Genomic DNA, 14,689 nt, shown 5'->3' on the forward strand with positions numbered 1-14,689 from the left:
TTGTTAGGCGAAAACGACTTTATTGCGCCCTTCAGATTTGGCTTGATAAAGGTGCTTATCAGCAATATCGAGCTTGTTACGCCAATGCCTTTGGTAGTTTGCAGGACTTAGTAAGGTTGCGCCAATAGATGCAGTCACCGTTAATCGACCTTCGTCAAAATATAGGCTGGTCGTTTCAACGGTGGTTCGAAGCCTAGTTAGACGATCTTGCAATTGAGCAAGCGTGTCTGCACGGACAATGATAAGAAACTCTTCACCACCCCAACGTGCTAGTAGGTCGTCATTTAACAAGACGCTGTTGAGCGTTTGAGCAACTTCTTGTAGGACAATATCCCCAGCCGCGTGACCCAATTTGTCGTTTATATCTTTAAAGTGGTCAATATCAATTAAACCGATAGCAATATGCCCTTTGCCCGGTAGAGCTCTATCACCACTAAGATAATGTTCTGCAAACCGACGATTTGGTATGCGCGTGAGTGAGTCCAGCATGCTCTGCTCACGCAACGAATGATTGGTCGACAACAAGGAAATGTTTTGCTGTTGGAGCGTATTCTTGCTTTTAAACAGCAGCAAAAAGCCAAACATACCTGCCACAAAAATGGCCGCCCACATTTTTTCCTTAGACTCTTGGTAATCGATGCGAGTTTGCTTGAGTTTGTTCTCCGTATGAAGTTGGGTGATTTTATGCTGCTGTTCGGTATCAGCATGTACTTGCTCTAGTTCAAATAGGGCTTTTTGGCGTCTATCGAAAAGTAGGATCTCGTTTTCTTTTTGATAAAGCCGAGCATACCTATATGCAGTATCAAAGTGCTGCTGTCCGGCATAAAAATTAGCAAGGTGGTTGTATGCTTTTGCCGTATTAAGAGGATCTTTTAGAGCAATGAATTGATCTTTGGCACTAATCAATAACGACTCTGCTGTACTGCTGTTACCAAGAAAACTCAATGCTCGTCCAAGGTGTGTAATGCAATGAGGGACCTGGGTTTTAATCTGATATTTTTCTGCTAAAGATAGGCACTCTTGAGCGAGCCATTCAGCTTGTCGGTAGTGTCCTTTTTCAAGTGAGTTATATGCCTTATTGCTTTTAACATTGGCGATAAGGCTAACATCACCGAGCTGATCTGCCTTTAGTTCTGCTAAGTCAAGATACTCTGACTGTTCACTCAGGCTACCAATATTACCAGCGATGATAGATCGATTGAGGGCGAGTATCGCCTCTTGTTCTAATTGCGGTTGATGACTCTTCTGGAGCCAAAAATAGCCCTCTTGGTTGTATTCAAGCGCTTTATCCCATTCTTCTAAGTCGGCATAGATTAAAGAGATATTGGAAATAACTTTGACCACATACGCGGCGTCACCAATACTACGGAAAATCTCCAATGCTGCTGTATAGCTTTTTTTTGCTTGTAACTGTCTATTTTGACTGGAGTGGATGACAGCGATGAGGTTGTGTGTCCTTGCTTCAAGGTGCAAGTAACGCAGCTTTTTGGCGGCCAGCAGTGCGCGGTTTGCTCGTTGTAAGGCGACATCATAGTGACCATCGGTAATATCAAAGGTCGCTAACCACATATCACTCTCTGCTACTATCCAAGGCACGCTTTTTTGGATGCCGATTTGTTGCATGGCATCTAATGCTTTACGTGCTTCCAAAGGACGTTTGTGTGCTCGATGATGTTTGAATTTTCCAAGATAATAGTAGTAGCTTGCAACTGGATCGTGTCCAATCTTCGCACTTCGTTGAAGTTGCGTTAATAACTCGATTCCATGATTAAAACTTGAGTAACGTACTGCATTCAAGGCAAGTACCGTTTCTTTGTAGGGTTTGTCTTCTATGAGCGTGAGGGGGGAAAATTGGGCATAAACGACCCTAGAGCTTAACGCAAACAGAATGATGGTGAACAAGAAACACAGTCGGATAGCTATTAGCACTGATAGGTTAATAAGAAATAATTAGTACGTCATATTGTAAATGTTTAAATTGTCATCGTCAAATTATCATTTTTGGAACTGATATCAACAAAAATGTCTATTCTAGAGAGTTGTATGGTTATAAAAGAGCCAATTGACTTGTCGCTAAGAGTTAGGTTTCATTACTAAATCAATAGATTGCATAAGCTCTTGAAAATACGGGTTGAAGGTTAACCGTGCATGGATTTTGTTTGGTTCTTGATAACCGTAAGCGGAATACCAAACCTGATGGCCCGATTGGCAGTTTGCATAGTCAATGTCACGTTGACCGTTATCACAAATGGTGATCATGCCAGTCTGCCCATAATACGGGTTGTTAGGGCTGAATAGCATACCCATATGAGAGCCGTTGGAAACACGATATTCAGGTAAAACCATCGTCTGACTGATGATTCTCTGACCTTCAGGGGGGTGCTCTCCTTGCCAAATAAGTCTGCTTTCAGCATGGATAAACTGGTTTTGGAACGCTTGAGAGGCTGCGGTGGTATCGACAACGCTATCGGTTTCACTCAACACCATTAATGTTGGTTTGACGAAAAGATGAGTAGCGAGGTTGTCTTGTACGACTTTTGCCGTTTGGTAGTATACGGCTGCGCCATTCATAGGCAGCGAATTGTAACGTAGTACATTGTTCTCTGGGTCTTGGTCAGCCCAGTCCATGAAGTAACTTGCAAAGCGCGCGTATTTGACTGCTTCCGATTTGGGTTGGAATGCTGGAGAGAAAAGCAACAGCCCAGAAATACGGTCATCATTCAGTGCATAGGCAGTCACAAGATTAGCGCCGGTAGAGTATCCGCCTAGCCAAACATTAGGATAATCTTCAAGCAGTAGCTGAGTATGGTGTGAAACGATATTTTCCCAGTCAGAGTAGCTAGGCAGCAGCAAATCACCGGCCTTACTGCCATGCCCAGGAAGTAAAATTGCTCTAACTAAATAGCCTTGCTTAACCAAATGTTCCGCAATGTCGTGAAACGAGTAGGGTGAGTCACCAAGTCCGTGCACTAACAATATGGCTTGACCATTAGGGGAGTCAGGCACTAGCTCAAAGGGACTATTGAGCGCAATTTCTTGTTGATGATCGTCAGATTTGAATGCACGGTTTTCAGCAAGCCATCGTTGAGTATCTTGGATGTATCGCTCAAATGAAGCTTGCTGATAGGCAGGGAGTGCCTTTGCTTTTTGGTAGGCAGGGTCGTTGTTCTTGGCAGAACAACCAAATATACCTGCAGTGATGAATACAGAAATATAGAAGACGAGCGCGACCAGTTTTCTTTTATGTCGCGAACGTATTTCGCGAATAGCAGACCTACTTGGACGAGACTTCTTCATATTCACCTTCTATTGTATTGCCTTGCATATTTTGGCGCTGTTGAGATAACTCTTTGTCGAGCTCTTTCTTAATACGATTACCCGTGACATATGCAGCAATGGTAAGTGGAATTGCCATGATTAAACTGAACATCATCGCAACAAAGCCGATAAATAGGGCGCTAACGGTTAGGAGTGCTTTTTTCATAATGACCTCTCTTGATAAACAGCGTCGGAAAATGGATGAGTCTTTATGTGCATCGCTCCTTGATGGTTAGATAATAGAGCAATCAATATGAACCAAACATGAACGCTAGTTCACAATTGCGTTCATGTTTGAATACTTTTAATCACCTAAAGGTTGGCGATCGCTGCCTGTGCGGTGACTATCTAGAGCGAGTTTGAGGCGACGTAAGCGGTCACGAGAGCGACGCTTGTGATTGACGGCAAGCTCCATCGACAATACATCAACCAGAGCTAGCATAGCGTAACGAGATGCCGACGGTTTGTAGATGAAGTCGGTTTCTTTGTGAATAATGGGAAGAACAATATCACTGAGCTTTGCTAAAGGTGAGTCGGCAGGAGTTATGGCTATCACTCTAATCCCGTATTGCTGAGCAATTTCTGCGGTTTCGACGATAACAGGGGTATGTCCCGTCGCGGAAATGACCACCATGACATCGTTGGCGTCTGCAGTAGCAGCGACCATTCTAGTAAGAAGACCATCGTTGTATGAGACCACAGGGTAACCTAGCCTAAACAAACGATGTTGAAGCTCTTGCGAGGTAATAGTTGAACCGCCGCCCACACCCACTGCGATTATTTGTCTAGCAGAGTGAAGCATGGTAACGGCTTGGCTAATATCGGCTTCATTGATAAGGGCACGGTTGATATCCAACGCCTGTTTGATCGATTCGTAAATGCCTTGGTGGCTTGTTTGGTCAGGCGGCTCAATGATGAAGCGCTGCCCAACGGCGAGTGATTGCGCCAGTTTGATCTTAAGATCTCTAACATTAAGACAACCTACAGCCTTAGCAAATCGAGTAATAGTCGCTTCACTAACGCTTGCTTGCTGTGCTAGTTCGGTAATACTCGCATTGGCGGCAGAATGTATATCGTCGGTAATTAAGTCTGCTACTTTCTTTTCAGCATCACGAAGCGCGCTGTAGCGCTCCGTGATCTGAGATATGATGTCTACTTCTACGGTCAAAACTTTCCCTCTAAAAAGCCGTTTCTACCCATTGCTCAACATTATGCTCATTGTCGCTGATCGCGAGAAGACGCCATTTATCAAACGTAAGGCATGGGTGTGACGTTGAGAACGCAATCATATCACCAACCTGAAGTGACGACTCTGCTGGAATGGCCAAAAATGTGTGTTGGTCCATAACATCAGTAGCGATGATCTTGTTTTCTTTGATTTCAGCACCTGCTCGATAGATACGTTCTGGGATCGGCAGTCCCGCATCGAAGGCTACATCCCTCTTACCGAGTCCTACGATCGCTTTGGTCGGCTCTGGTCTAGAAATTACATACGCCCACACTTCGAGCGAAGAGGATAGGTCACCACCCAACTCACACGCATAACCACCATTTTTAACTGCTCTGGCCATGACTTTTTCTTGGGCGTCAAGATAGATCCCTGTGTCATGAATAACATAGCAACCTGGTCGAATAACAGCCTGAAAGTCATTCAAATGAGCAAAAGTTTCTGCCACGACGTCATACCATGCGGATCCAGCTCCGGTGAGAATAGGCTTGTTAGGCAGCAACTCCTGACTGATGAGGTCACGTCCAATTTCAATAGTCTCTGTTAAGAAAGCCCTAACGAGAGACTCTTCATCTCCACCATGAATGACTCCCTCGTAGACCTCGATTCCGACCAATGAGACATGAGGCAAAGTACTAATATGTTTAGCAAGTTCGACTACCTCTTGTTTCGTTCTGCAACCGCAGCGACCTCCAGCAACACCGTATTCAATTAACACTTCAATGTTCGCATCTATACTTGAATAGAATTGTTCCAATTGATCAGCGTTAACGGCTGAGTCTACGCACACGATGACTCTAGCTTGAGTCTCTTTCTTAATACGAGCCACCATTGCCATATTTGCTCTACCAACCAGTTGGTTAGCGATCATGATATTTTTTAACCCAGCGCTAGCCGCTGTTTCTGCTTGTGGTGCCGTTGCTACTGTTATCCCCCATGCACCTTTTTGCTTTTGCATGGCGAAAAAGTCTGGTGTCATGGTGGTTTTTCCATGTGGACAAAGCAAAACGCCATGATAGTTAGCAAAAGCTTGCATCCAGTCCATGTTATTCAGCAATGCTTGTTTGTTAATAACTGCTACGGGTAGGCTAATTTCTTCATTAATCAGGCTGTATTTTGTCTTAAGCTCAGCCGTCACTGGCACTCCTTTCATTCCTCTGTCAAATGGTACCGTTGTATTTTTCTGTTTGTTTCTATCATTTTCTTTTAAATCTATCATTGGTAATTCTCTTTCTAACATGATTTAACTTGTTGATATTTAATGTTTGATGGTAACAATGATAATTAATATGTTAGAAACTATCAAACTTAATGAGTTAAATTGTGTAATTAGTCACTGTGTTTGTGTGGGTAACTATCTATGATTGTTTGTGTGAAATGCACGAACTGAGAGAGAAGGTCATGTTGTTCGACATAATTATTAGAAATGCAGAAATCGTCGATGGTACCAATACTCCAGCGTACAAAGCGGATGTGGGGTTAGTAGAAGATCGAATAGTCAAAATTGGTGAATTAACAAACGAGAAAGCGACGTCTGTTATTGATGCTGAAGGTTTGATAGTCAGCCCTGGTTTTATTGATGTACATACTCATGACGACACTAATGTTATTCGCTATCCCGATTGCTTACCGAAAATCAGTCAGGGTGTTACTACGGTGATCGTCGGTAACTGTGGTATCAGTGCATCGCCTGCCGTATTGGAGTGCGCACCGCCGGATCCAATGAACTTGTTAGGCAAACAGGAAGATTTTAAGTATCCGACGTTTGCTCAATATGCCGAGGCGGTGTCTTCAGCAGAACCAGCCGTGAACGTCGCCGCTCTAGTCGGCCACACCACGTTACGTAATAACGTGATGAATGACCTATTCAGAGAAGCCAGCGAGCAAGAGTTAGCTTCGATGAGGACAACGCTTGATTTAGCAATGCAACAAGGAGCACTTGGTTTAAGTTCCGGCTTGGCCTATGCCAGTGCCAAACAGGCGACAGCCAGTGAAGTTATGCGGTTAGCTGAGGTTCTTGCTGAGCATGATGGTATTTATACCACACACATGCGTACTGAGTTTGAAGAAATCTTGCATGCGATGGAAGAGGCTTTTGAGACTGGAAAGCATGCAAAAGTGCCTGTTGTCATCTCACATCTAAAATGTGCAGGTGCTGGTAATTGGGGGCGTACAGTTGAAGTTCTTGATTTGATGGAGAAGACATCAGCTCATCAAGATGTCTCTTGCGACTGCTACCCATATTCTGCTAGCTCGTCAACATTAGATTTAAAACAAGTCACTGAAGATTTTGATATTTTCATTACGTGGTCTGAAACAAAGCCAGAATGCGCAGGACAAATGCTCGCTGACATCGCAAAGCAAATGGAATTGCCTCTTATTGAAGCGGCAAAAGCCTTGCAACCTGCTGGCGCTGTTTATCACTGCATGGATGAAGCAGACGTTGAAAGAGTCTTGAAATACCGTTTGACGATGGTGGGTTCAGATGGTTTACCCAATGATCCTCATCCTCATCCACGTCTATGGGGAACATTCCCCAAAGTGTTGAGCCATTACTGTCAAGGTCGCGAATTATTTCCTTTGGAAGAAGCGGTACACAAGATGACGGGTATGTCTGCGACACGATACAACTTATCGAATCGAGGTGTCATTCGCGAAGGTGCGTTCGCTGATATCGTGATATTCGACAAACAGAAAATAAAAGATACCGCAACATTTGAAAACCCGATTTCAGTCGCTGATGGGATTGAGTGTGTATTGGTTAACGGAAATATTAGTTACTCAAATAAAACCGTTGCTGAAAATAGATTTGGGCGATTTATATATCGTCAAGAGAAGTAATATTTAAATGAGCATTATTTGCTCTTGGAAATATAAATTTAGTTAAAAAATAGATAATTGGAGAATTAAAATGACGATTAAGCGCTATGGTGTAGAAGGTGGTGTAGGTACAGGTGGTCAACATTTACCGTTCGCTCGCGCAACTGAAGCGGGAGGCTTTCTTTACGTTTCAGGTCAAACGCCAATGACTGACGGCGAAGTCGTTGAAGGAGGGATTGTTGATCAATCTCGTCTAGCAATCCAGAACTGCGTAGACATTATGGAAGAAGCAGGTTACGGCCTTGAAGATGTGGTACATGTCAAAGTTGTACTGACGGACTCACGTTACTTCCAATCATTTAATAAAGTGTTTAAAGAGTTTTATGGCGCAAACCCACCTGCTCGTATCTGCATGGTATGCGATCTTGTTGTCGACGTAAAAGTTGAAGTTGATGTCACGTGTTACCGCGAAGACCGTCGTTAATTAAATACTTGTTATATATTACTTAAATTAATATTAAGGGCATTCTACTGAATGCTCTTCACAAAAATATAAATATTTACAATCTAAATGGACTTAATTCAGAAGTACCTCTTACTTCTGAGTTTAAAATAACGTAAAACGGTAAGTGGCTTAAATGAGTCACTTATATCTCTGGAGGTGTTCAATGAACAGTACACTATTTTTATCCGGCTTCGGAATATATGTGTGTTTTCTTATTTGGCTAGGATGGTTTGTGTCACGAAACCAAAAGTCTGGTGAAGACTTTTTGTTAGGTGGACGTGGTTTACCTCTGTTTCTTGTGCTAGGTACAACAGTCGCAACCATGGTTGGTACTGGATCAAGTATGGGAGCGGTTGGCTTTGGTTACGCTAATGGTTGGGCTGGAGCGCTTTATGGTATCGGCGGTGCGCTAGGCATCCTACTATTAGCCCTTTGGTTTGCACCAGTTCGAAAGCTTAATTTCATGACGATGAGTGAAGAGCTTGCGTATTACGTCGGTGCCAACCGTGTCGTTAAAAATGTTGTTGGCGTGCTTATCTTTATTGCCTCTATTGGTTGGCTTGGTGCTCATATTCTTGGTGGCGGTATGTATTTGGCGTGGATTGCCGATATTGATCTCAACGTAGCAAAAGTCATCATCGCAGCAGCATTCACAATTTATGTTGTCATTGGCGGATATACAGCGGTTGTTTGGACCGACACTATCCAAGCAATTATCCTATTTGTTGGCTTTATTTTAATGGCGGTTCTATCTGTTCAACACATCGGTGGCATGGACAATCTTTACGAAGCGATGGACCCGGCGGCAACAAGTTTCCTTGCAATTGAAAAGCTTGGACTTATTCCTGCTGTCTCTCTAGCCGTGGTCATTGGTGTTGGTGTGTTAGCAACGCCATCTTTCCGTCAAAGAATATACTCCGGTAAGAATGTTTCAACTATTCGCCGTTCATTTGTATTGTCTGGTGTTTTGTATCTGTTCTTCTCGATTATCCCAGCAATCATCGGTATGGCTGCTCACGCGATTGAACCAGGTCTGGACAATGCCAACTTTGCATTCCCTTATATTGCAGCAACTGTGCTACCGGTAGGGGTTGGTATGATCGTTCTGATTGCGGGTTTGTCGGCAACAATGTCTAGCGCAAGCTCAGATGCTATAGCGGGCGTTTCAATCCTTCTTCGCGATGTATATGTAATGTTCACTGGCCGAGTGCCAAATAAAGAGTCAATGCTGAACTACTCCCGTCTAGCATTGGTTGTTGTTATCGGCTTTGCACTGCTGTTCGCACTCACTTCGAATGACATCATTGGCTATATCACGAAGATGATCTCAACGGTCATGTCAGGCATGTTTGTATGCGGTATGTTGGGTCGTTTTTGGAAACGTTACACTTGGCAGGGAGCGATTGCGACACTTGTTGGTGCATCGGCAGCGTCCTTCGCGGTAATGTTCAGCACAGACCTAACGGCTTTCTGGGGCAATCCAGTTATCCCATCAGTGACGGTAGCAACAATTGCTGGTGTTGTGGTTAGCCTAGTGACGCCTGAAAATAAGGTCTCTCCTGAGCAAGCTCAAGCGATTCTTGATGCTGAACGCGCTCAAATGGAGTTGGGTTCAGCTCCTCAAGAAACTTCAGCAAAACCGACACCAGTTACTGAGTAATTTTGGTCTTATCTAGGAGTGCATGCGGCACTCCTTCTTCTAATCCTAATATTTTAAGAGGCTCTGATGAAAGTAGCTTTCTTCGGTGAATGTATGGTGGAACTGAGTGGGGAGCCACTTCGAAGAACATTCGGAGGCGATACTCTTAACACTGCGCTTTATCTAGCAAGGCTTGGACGTAATCGAGGTATTGATGTTTCCTACGCGACGGGGCTGGGTGAAGATAAATTGTCGGTTGAGATGAAACGAGCTTGGAACGATGAATATATCGACACGAGTTTGATTGAAACCGTGTCAGACAAACAGCCTGGTTTGTATTTAGTCGAAACTGATGTAAATGGAGAGCGAACCTTTCTGTACTGGCGTAATGACAGTGCCGCAAAATACTACTTTGACAATGTGGTAAGTAAACTAGAAGTTGCTTTAGCCGCTAACCAACATGATGCGCTTTATCTCAGCGGAATCAGCTTAGCCATATTGAACAATAGTGCTAGGAAACGAATGCTAACTATGGCTAAACACCATCATGAAAGTGGTAAAAAAGTCATATTTGATAATAACTTCCGTCCTCAGCTTTGGAGTAGCTCCGACGCTCGACAGTGGTATGAAAAGCTGTTGCCTTATGTGGATATAGCGTTACTCACAGAAGATGATGATAGAGAAATATGGGGGACTGAAGAGTCTATTGAGTCACGTTGTGAGCGATTTGAAATTGCAGAAGTGGTGATTAAACGCGGTTGTGAACCATGTAAGGTGATAACACGAGAAAACAATCAGATTAATACCCACATTGTCGCAGCATCGAAAGTTGCGAATGTGATTGATACCTGCGCTGCTGGTGACTCTTTTGCTGCGGGATATTTGTCTGCGAGATTGAGTGGTCAGTCATGCGAGTTATCTGCCGAGTTTGCTCATTCTGTTGCTGCTATCGTTATTCAACACCCTGGCGCTATTGTTCCACTCGGTGCTATGGATCATTTACTGTGAAGAGATCAACATGTCGTTAATTAATAAATTAAAACAATTTAAAGTTATTCCTGTTATTCAAATTAATAATGTAGACCATGCGATTCCTTTAGCTAAGGCATTAGTCGAAAACGGTCTTCCAGTCGCTGAAGTCACATTCAGAACAGAGGCGGCAGCTGCTTCTATCAAGGCTATGAGAGATGCCTACCCTGAGTTGTGTATTGGTGCGGGTACAATTTTGAACTCACAACAAGTAGATCTTGCTATTGAAGCAGGGGCTGAGTTTATTGTTGCTCCTGGCCTTAATCCCAACACGGTTAAATACTGTCAAGAAAACAATATAACCATTATCCCTGGAGTGAATAACCCAAGCCAAGTTGAGCAAGCCCTAGAGTTAGGATTGTCTTTCCTTAAGTTTTTTCCTGCAGAAGCATCTGGCGGTGTAAACATGGTTAAGTCGCTATTGGCGCCTTACGGTGATGTTGCATTTATGCCGACGGGAGGCATCAGCAAAGCGAATGTCAATGACTACCTATCTCTCGACAGAGTTCACTGCTGCGGTGGTACTTGGATGGTCGCAACATCGTTGATTGAAAACGAGCAGTGGGACCACATTGGTGAGCTTGTGCGAGCAGCGGTAGCCACGACACGATAACTAGTCTTATGTTGTTATTTGGCCAGTAATTAAGCTGGCCGCTTTTTAGTCCAGTTATTTTGTTTTAATGCCCATTGATTTGGGTAGCCCTTTGACAACCCTAAAATAGATAATTATTAATGAAAAAAATCATATCAATAAGTGTTTTAGCGCTGGTTTAATGCTGGATTTACCGCGCGTGAGCATACCGTTAAATTTCTCGACAAGTACTCAGATTTTATGAGGCCATACGCAGAAATTGTCGATGCGGACAAAAACATTTATATCCCAGGACCAAATAAAGGCGAAACTGAGTGACGCTATCGTATTGGTCTGAACTTTGTATTCTAAGGAAATAATAATGAAAAAGAGTATCTTAACTTTACTGGTAGCCGGTTCACTAACAACAACGGCAGCATGGGCTATGGCACCAAATACTGATCTAAATTTAATGCCTTATCCACAATCGGTGGAATTAGGTCAAGGAAGCGTAACGTTAGACAAAGATTTTAGTATTTATATTAAAGGATTTAATTCTGACCGAGTCGAATATACGGCAAAGCGCTTTGTAGAACGCTTAGAGCGTCAAACAGGTCTACCGACGCTTAACTGGCGAGCTGATTCAGAGGATGAAGCGACGTTTATTATCGATATTCAATCCCCAGCTAAGAGTGAGGTGCAAGATATTGATGCCGATGAGTCGTACAAGCTAACGAGCAATGATGGCAAAATTGTTTTAGAGTCGAGCCGGCCATATGGCGCTATTCGTGGTATTGAAACCATTCTCCAACTGGTCCAGACCGATGCTAATGGTTATTCTGTTCCGGCAATCAGTATTGTCGATGAGCCGCGTTTTAGATGGCGTGGTGTTTCTTATGATACATCTCGTCACTTCATTGAGATGGAAGTGATTTTGCGTCAACTTGATGCGATGGCATCGGCGAAAATGAACGTGTTCCATTGGCATATTTGGGATGACCAAGGAATCCGAATTCAATTAGATAACTACACTAAACTGTGGGAGAAAACCACGGACGGTAATTATTACACCAAAGACCAAATTCGTTATGTCGTAGAGTATGCACGTAAACTAGGTATTCGTGTGGTTCCTGAAATTTCGTTACCGGGCCATGCGTCAGCCGTTGCTCATGCTTATCCAGAATTGATGTCTGGGTTAGGGGAACAAAGTTATCCGCAGCAGAGAGAGTGGGGGGTATTTGAGCCTCTGATGGACCCGACGAACCCCGAATTGTATGTCATGTTAGAAAGTGTATTCGACGAAGTGGTTGAATTGTTCCCGGATGAATACTTCCATATCGGAGGTGATGAGCCTAACTACAAACAATGGCAAGAAAATCCAGAAATTCAAACTTTTATCAAAGATAAAGAGCTTGATGGTGAACGAGGTCTTCAGTCGTACCTCAACGCGAAAGTGGAAAAAATGCTTGAGGAGCGTGGTAAGAAGATGAGCGGCTGGGACGAAATCTGGCACAAAGATCTTCCTAAATCGATCGTGATTCAGAGCTGGCGAGGCCATGACAGTATTGGCCGTGCGGCACAAGAGGGTTACCAAGGGTTGCTATCAACAGGCTATTACTTAGACCAACCACAGCCTACAAGTTATCACTATAGAAATGATCCGATGCCGAGTGGCATCACCGTTGACGATAAGCTTCACGAAGGGGAGCGCTTTGTTAGCTACCAGTGGGAGAAACCGCGTACTAAAGGTGGCCCACGCAAAGGCTTACTCACTATTATTCAAGCAAAAGACGGTAAAGTTCGTGCATTTACGGATTATAACGGTAAATCTCGAGCTGAAGTTGAGATCTTAGAATATGAACCTGGCAAGATATTCCGCGGCCACTTTGATAACTTCATGTCATACACAGAGTTCAATCTTAAGCTAGCGGGAGAGCAGTTTGCCGAAGGGAGCTATCAGCTTATTGGTAATGTAAGGTGGCCAACGACGGGGAAACTGGTTGCTTCTTCAGCACAAGAGGGAGCGACAATTCCTGAGCCAACTGGTGGCTATCCTGCTGAACTGAACGAACAAGAACAAAAGCTGATATTGGGTGGAGAAATCACCGTTTGGGGTGAAAATATCAATTCGATGACGATGGAAAACAGAATTTGGCCGCGCAGTTATGCGATTGCAGAGCGATTCTGGTCAAGTGAAGAGCTGACTGATGAAGCAAGCATGTATAAGCGTATGCGTGCAGTTGATAATTGGTCTGAAATTTCTTTGGGTATGCGCCACCATGCTGACGCAAGAGTCATGATGCAAAGGTTGGCGAATGGCAGCGATATAACACCTTTATTGGTGTTGGCGAAGTACACTGAACCTGCACAATACTATGCGCGTAACTGGGAAAAATGGATTCAGACAGAGAACCCAGGAGATTTATATAATCAACACGAACGCCTGAATCGTTTCGCTGATGCGCTCCCAGTGGAGAGTTACACTGTGTACGAAATGCGTGATTTGGTGACACAATACGTTAAGGGAGACAAGTCTGCTTTAACGTCGCTTAAAAATCACTACGAGCAATTACTCAATGCTTCTTCTGAGGCAGCTACAGTCTTTGCTAACAACGTAGCGTCAGTAGATACGGTACCGTTAGCTAAGGCATCACAGAAGATAGCTCAGTTAGGTTTGACACTGGTAACAAAAGCCGAAGCTGGCGAGAAAGTGTCTTCAGCCGATGCAAGAGAATATCAGTCTATGATTAATGACTCAGCGAAGATCATTGATGAAAGTATTGTCGCTACAGTGAAGCCGACGGAAATGTTACTTTGGTCACTATCAAAGTAATTCCATCGGCCTACTAGGTGCCGCATTAGAATAAACGCCCCTACTTAACTTGGGGCGTTTTATGTTACATGGGCTGATAACCACTGCTTATCAGCTTGATAACAACAAGTGAATTCAGTAATAGCACTCAAGGCGTTAGTCTAACCATACGCAAACACATAACGTCGAGAGCACCCTATGACATTTTCAAAATCTCAACTTAAATCACTTTTCGCCATTTCTACCCTCGCTCTGCTAGCAGGATGCTCTTCGCCCGCGTTTGATGCAGAAAACGAAAACTCTGCGAGAAACCGCGGAGCTGCTGGAGGTGCGTTGTTAGGCGCTACCATGGGGGTTTTAACCGGTGAGCCTGAACTCGCGGTTAAAGGAGCAGTCGCTGGTGGTGTTGCTGGTGGAGTCGCTGGTTCAATGAAAGATCTTGAGGATTCACGCGAAACCAACCGTACCGAAATTTTAGCTGATGGGATAAAACAAGATAATCGTAGTGAAGCGGAGATGCGTGCTGATGAGCTTGAAGCTCAAATTCGCATTAAAGAGCTAGAGCAGAAATTGGCAGAGATGGAAGCTCAGCAAGACGATCAAGTAATCGATGCGAGCTAGTTAAAAGCCGAGTATTACTCCAGTTTTAAAGCATCAGATAAAGAAAAGGCCGATTGAGAACTCAATCGGCCGAAAACAGTGTGAACAAATCGGTTCACTAACAACGTCAGTTGGCTAGGTGACCTCAAATTTTGAAGTCACTTTCC

General features: G+C 43.8%; 12 protein-coding genes. 7 read left to right on the plus strand and 5 right to left on the minus strand.

Annotation, left to right across the window (positions count from 1 at the left end; all coding sequences use genetic code 11):
* Positions 1-3 precede the first annotated feature (3 nt).
* The 5 genes from HOP38_RS19255 to HOP38_RS19275 form a co-directional block, all read right to left on the minus strand.
* The gene (locus HOP38_RS19255; protein ID WP_124941854.1) at positions 4-1,929 is read right to left on the minus strand and encodes a tetratricopeptide repeat-containing diguanylate cyclase; all 1,926 of its coding nucleotides are present in this window, start codon (positions 1,927-1,929) and stop codon (positions 4-6) included.
* 144 nt (positions 1,930-2,073) lie between these two features.
* Positions 2,074-3,297, minus strand: coding sequence for an alpha/beta hydrolase (locus tag HOP38_RS19260; RefSeq protein ID WP_240645411.1), 1,224 nt, complete (start codon positions 3,295-3,297; stop codon positions 2,074-2,076).
* Positions 3,275-3,484, minus strand: coding sequence for a hypothetical protein (locus HOP38_RS19265; RefSeq protein WP_198558729.1), 210 nt, complete (start codon positions 3,482-3,484; stop codon positions 3,275-3,277). The genes HOP38_RS19260 and HOP38_RS19265 overlap by 23 nt, the downstream gene beginning before the upstream one ends.
* A 138-nt stretch (positions 3,485-3,622) precedes the next feature.
* Positions 3,623-4,486 carry a MurR/RpiR family transcriptional regulator gene (locus tag HOP38_RS19270; RefSeq protein ID WP_124941856.1) on the minus strand — a complete coding sequence of 288 codons (864 nt, stop codon included), beginning with the start codon at positions 4,484-4,486 and terminating at the stop codon, positions 3,623-3,625.
* Positions 4,487-4,496: 10 nt separating this feature from the next.
* The gene (locus HOP38_RS19275; protein ID WP_198558730.1) at positions 4,497-5,765 is read right to left on the minus strand and encodes an amino acid deaminase; all 1,269 of its coding nucleotides are present in this window, start codon (positions 5,763-5,765) and stop codon (positions 4,497-4,499) included.
* Between the two features lie 149 nt (positions 5,766-5,914).
* Here HOP38_RS19275 and HOP38_RS19280 point away from each other — a divergent pair, with 149 nt between their 5' ends.
* The 7 genes from HOP38_RS19280 (at position 5,915) to HOP38_RS19310 (ending at position 14,543) form a co-directional block, all read left to right on the plus strand.
* Positions 5,915-7,387 (plus strand): N-acyl-D-amino-acid deacylase family protein, encoded by a 1,473-nt coding sequence (locus HOP38_RS19280; protein ID WP_261359898.1) that lies wholly within the window; start codon positions 5,915-5,917, stop codon positions 7,385-7,387.
* A 70-nt stretch (positions 7,388-7,457) separates the two neighbouring features.
* Entirely contained in the window at positions 7,458-7,850 is a 393-nt protein-coding gene (locus HOP38_RS19285) for a RidA family protein (RefSeq protein WP_198558731.1), read from the plus strand.
* Positions 7,851-8,034: 184 nt separating this feature from the next.
* The gene (locus HOP38_RS19290) at positions 8,035-9,531 is read left to right on the plus strand and encodes a sodium:solute symporter family protein (protein WP_006069082.1); all 1,497 of its coding nucleotides are present in this window, start codon (positions 8,035-8,037) and stop codon (positions 9,529-9,531) included.
* Positions 9,532-9,597: 66 nt separating this feature from the next.
* On the plus strand, positions 9,598-10,518 hold the full coding sequence (locus HOP38_RS19295) for a sugar kinase (RefSeq protein WP_198558732.1): 921 nt from the start codon (positions 9,598-9,600) through the stop codon (positions 10,516-10,518).
* Positions 10,519-10,528: 10 nt separating this feature from the next.
* Positions 10,529-11,152, plus strand: a complete 624-nt coding sequence (locus HOP38_RS19300) for a bifunctional 4-hydroxy-2-oxoglutarate aldolase/2-dehydro-3-deoxy-phosphogluconate aldolase (protein ID WP_268980652.1) — start codon at positions 10,529-10,531, stop codon at positions 11,150-11,152.
* 340 nt (positions 11,153-11,492) lie between these two features.
* Positions 11,493-13,943 carry a family 20 glycosylhydrolase gene (locus HOP38_RS19305; RefSeq protein WP_124941860.1) on the plus strand — a complete coding sequence of 817 codons (2,451 nt, stop codon included), beginning with the start codon at positions 11,493-11,495 and terminating at the stop codon, positions 13,941-13,943.
* 177 nt (positions 13,944-14,120) lie between these two features.
* Positions 14,121-14,543 (plus strand): glycine zipper domain-containing protein, encoded by a 423-nt coding sequence (locus HOP38_RS19310; RefSeq protein WP_006069078.1) that lies wholly within the window; start codon positions 14,121-14,123, stop codon positions 14,541-14,543.
* Positions 14,544-14,689: the final 146 nt, after the last annotated feature.

Origin of the sequence: Vibrio mediterranei, assembly GCF_013364395.1 — a bacterium.
Lineage (GTDB): Bacteria > Pseudomonadota > Gammaproteobacteria > Enterobacterales > Vibrionaceae > Vibrio > Vibrio mediterranei.

Bases quoted from the DNA above. Each gene is read 5' to 3' on its own strand.
- HOP38_RS19290 (WP_006069082.1), top strand. From the start codon at position 8,035: ATGAACAGTACACTATTTTTATCCGGCTTCGGAATATATGTGTGTTTT.
- HOP38_RS19285 (WP_198558731.1), top strand. From the start codon at position 7,458: ATGACGATTAAGCGCTATGGTGTAGAAGGTGGTGTAGGTACAGGTGGT.
- HOP38_RS19265 (WP_198558729.1), bottom strand. From the start codon at position 3,484: ATGAAAAAAGCACTCCTAACCGTTAGCGCCCTATTTATCGGCTTTGTT.
- HOP38_RS19295 (WP_198558732.1), top strand. From the start codon at position 9,598: ATGAAAGTAGCTTTCTTCGGTGAATGTATGGTGGAACTGAGTGGGGAG.
- HOP38_RS19260 (WP_240645411.1), bottom strand. From the start codon at position 3,297: ATGAAGAAGTCTCGTCCAAGTAGGTCTGCTATTCGCGAAATACGTTCG.
- HOP38_RS19310 (WP_006069078.1), top strand. From the start codon at position 14,121: ATGACATTTTCAAAATCTCAACTTAAATCACTTTTCGCCATTTCTACC.
- HOP38_RS19300 (WP_268980652.1), top strand. From the start codon at position 10,529: ATGTCGTTAATTAATAAATTAAAACAATTTAAAGTTATTCCTGTTATT.
- HOP38_RS19275 (WP_198558730.1), bottom strand. From the start codon at position 5,765: ATGATAGATTTAAAAGAAAATGATAGAAACAAACAGAAAAATACAACG.
- HOP38_RS19305 (WP_124941860.1), top strand. From the start codon at position 11,493: ATGAAAAAGAGTATCTTAACTTTACTGGTAGCCGGTTCACTAACAACA.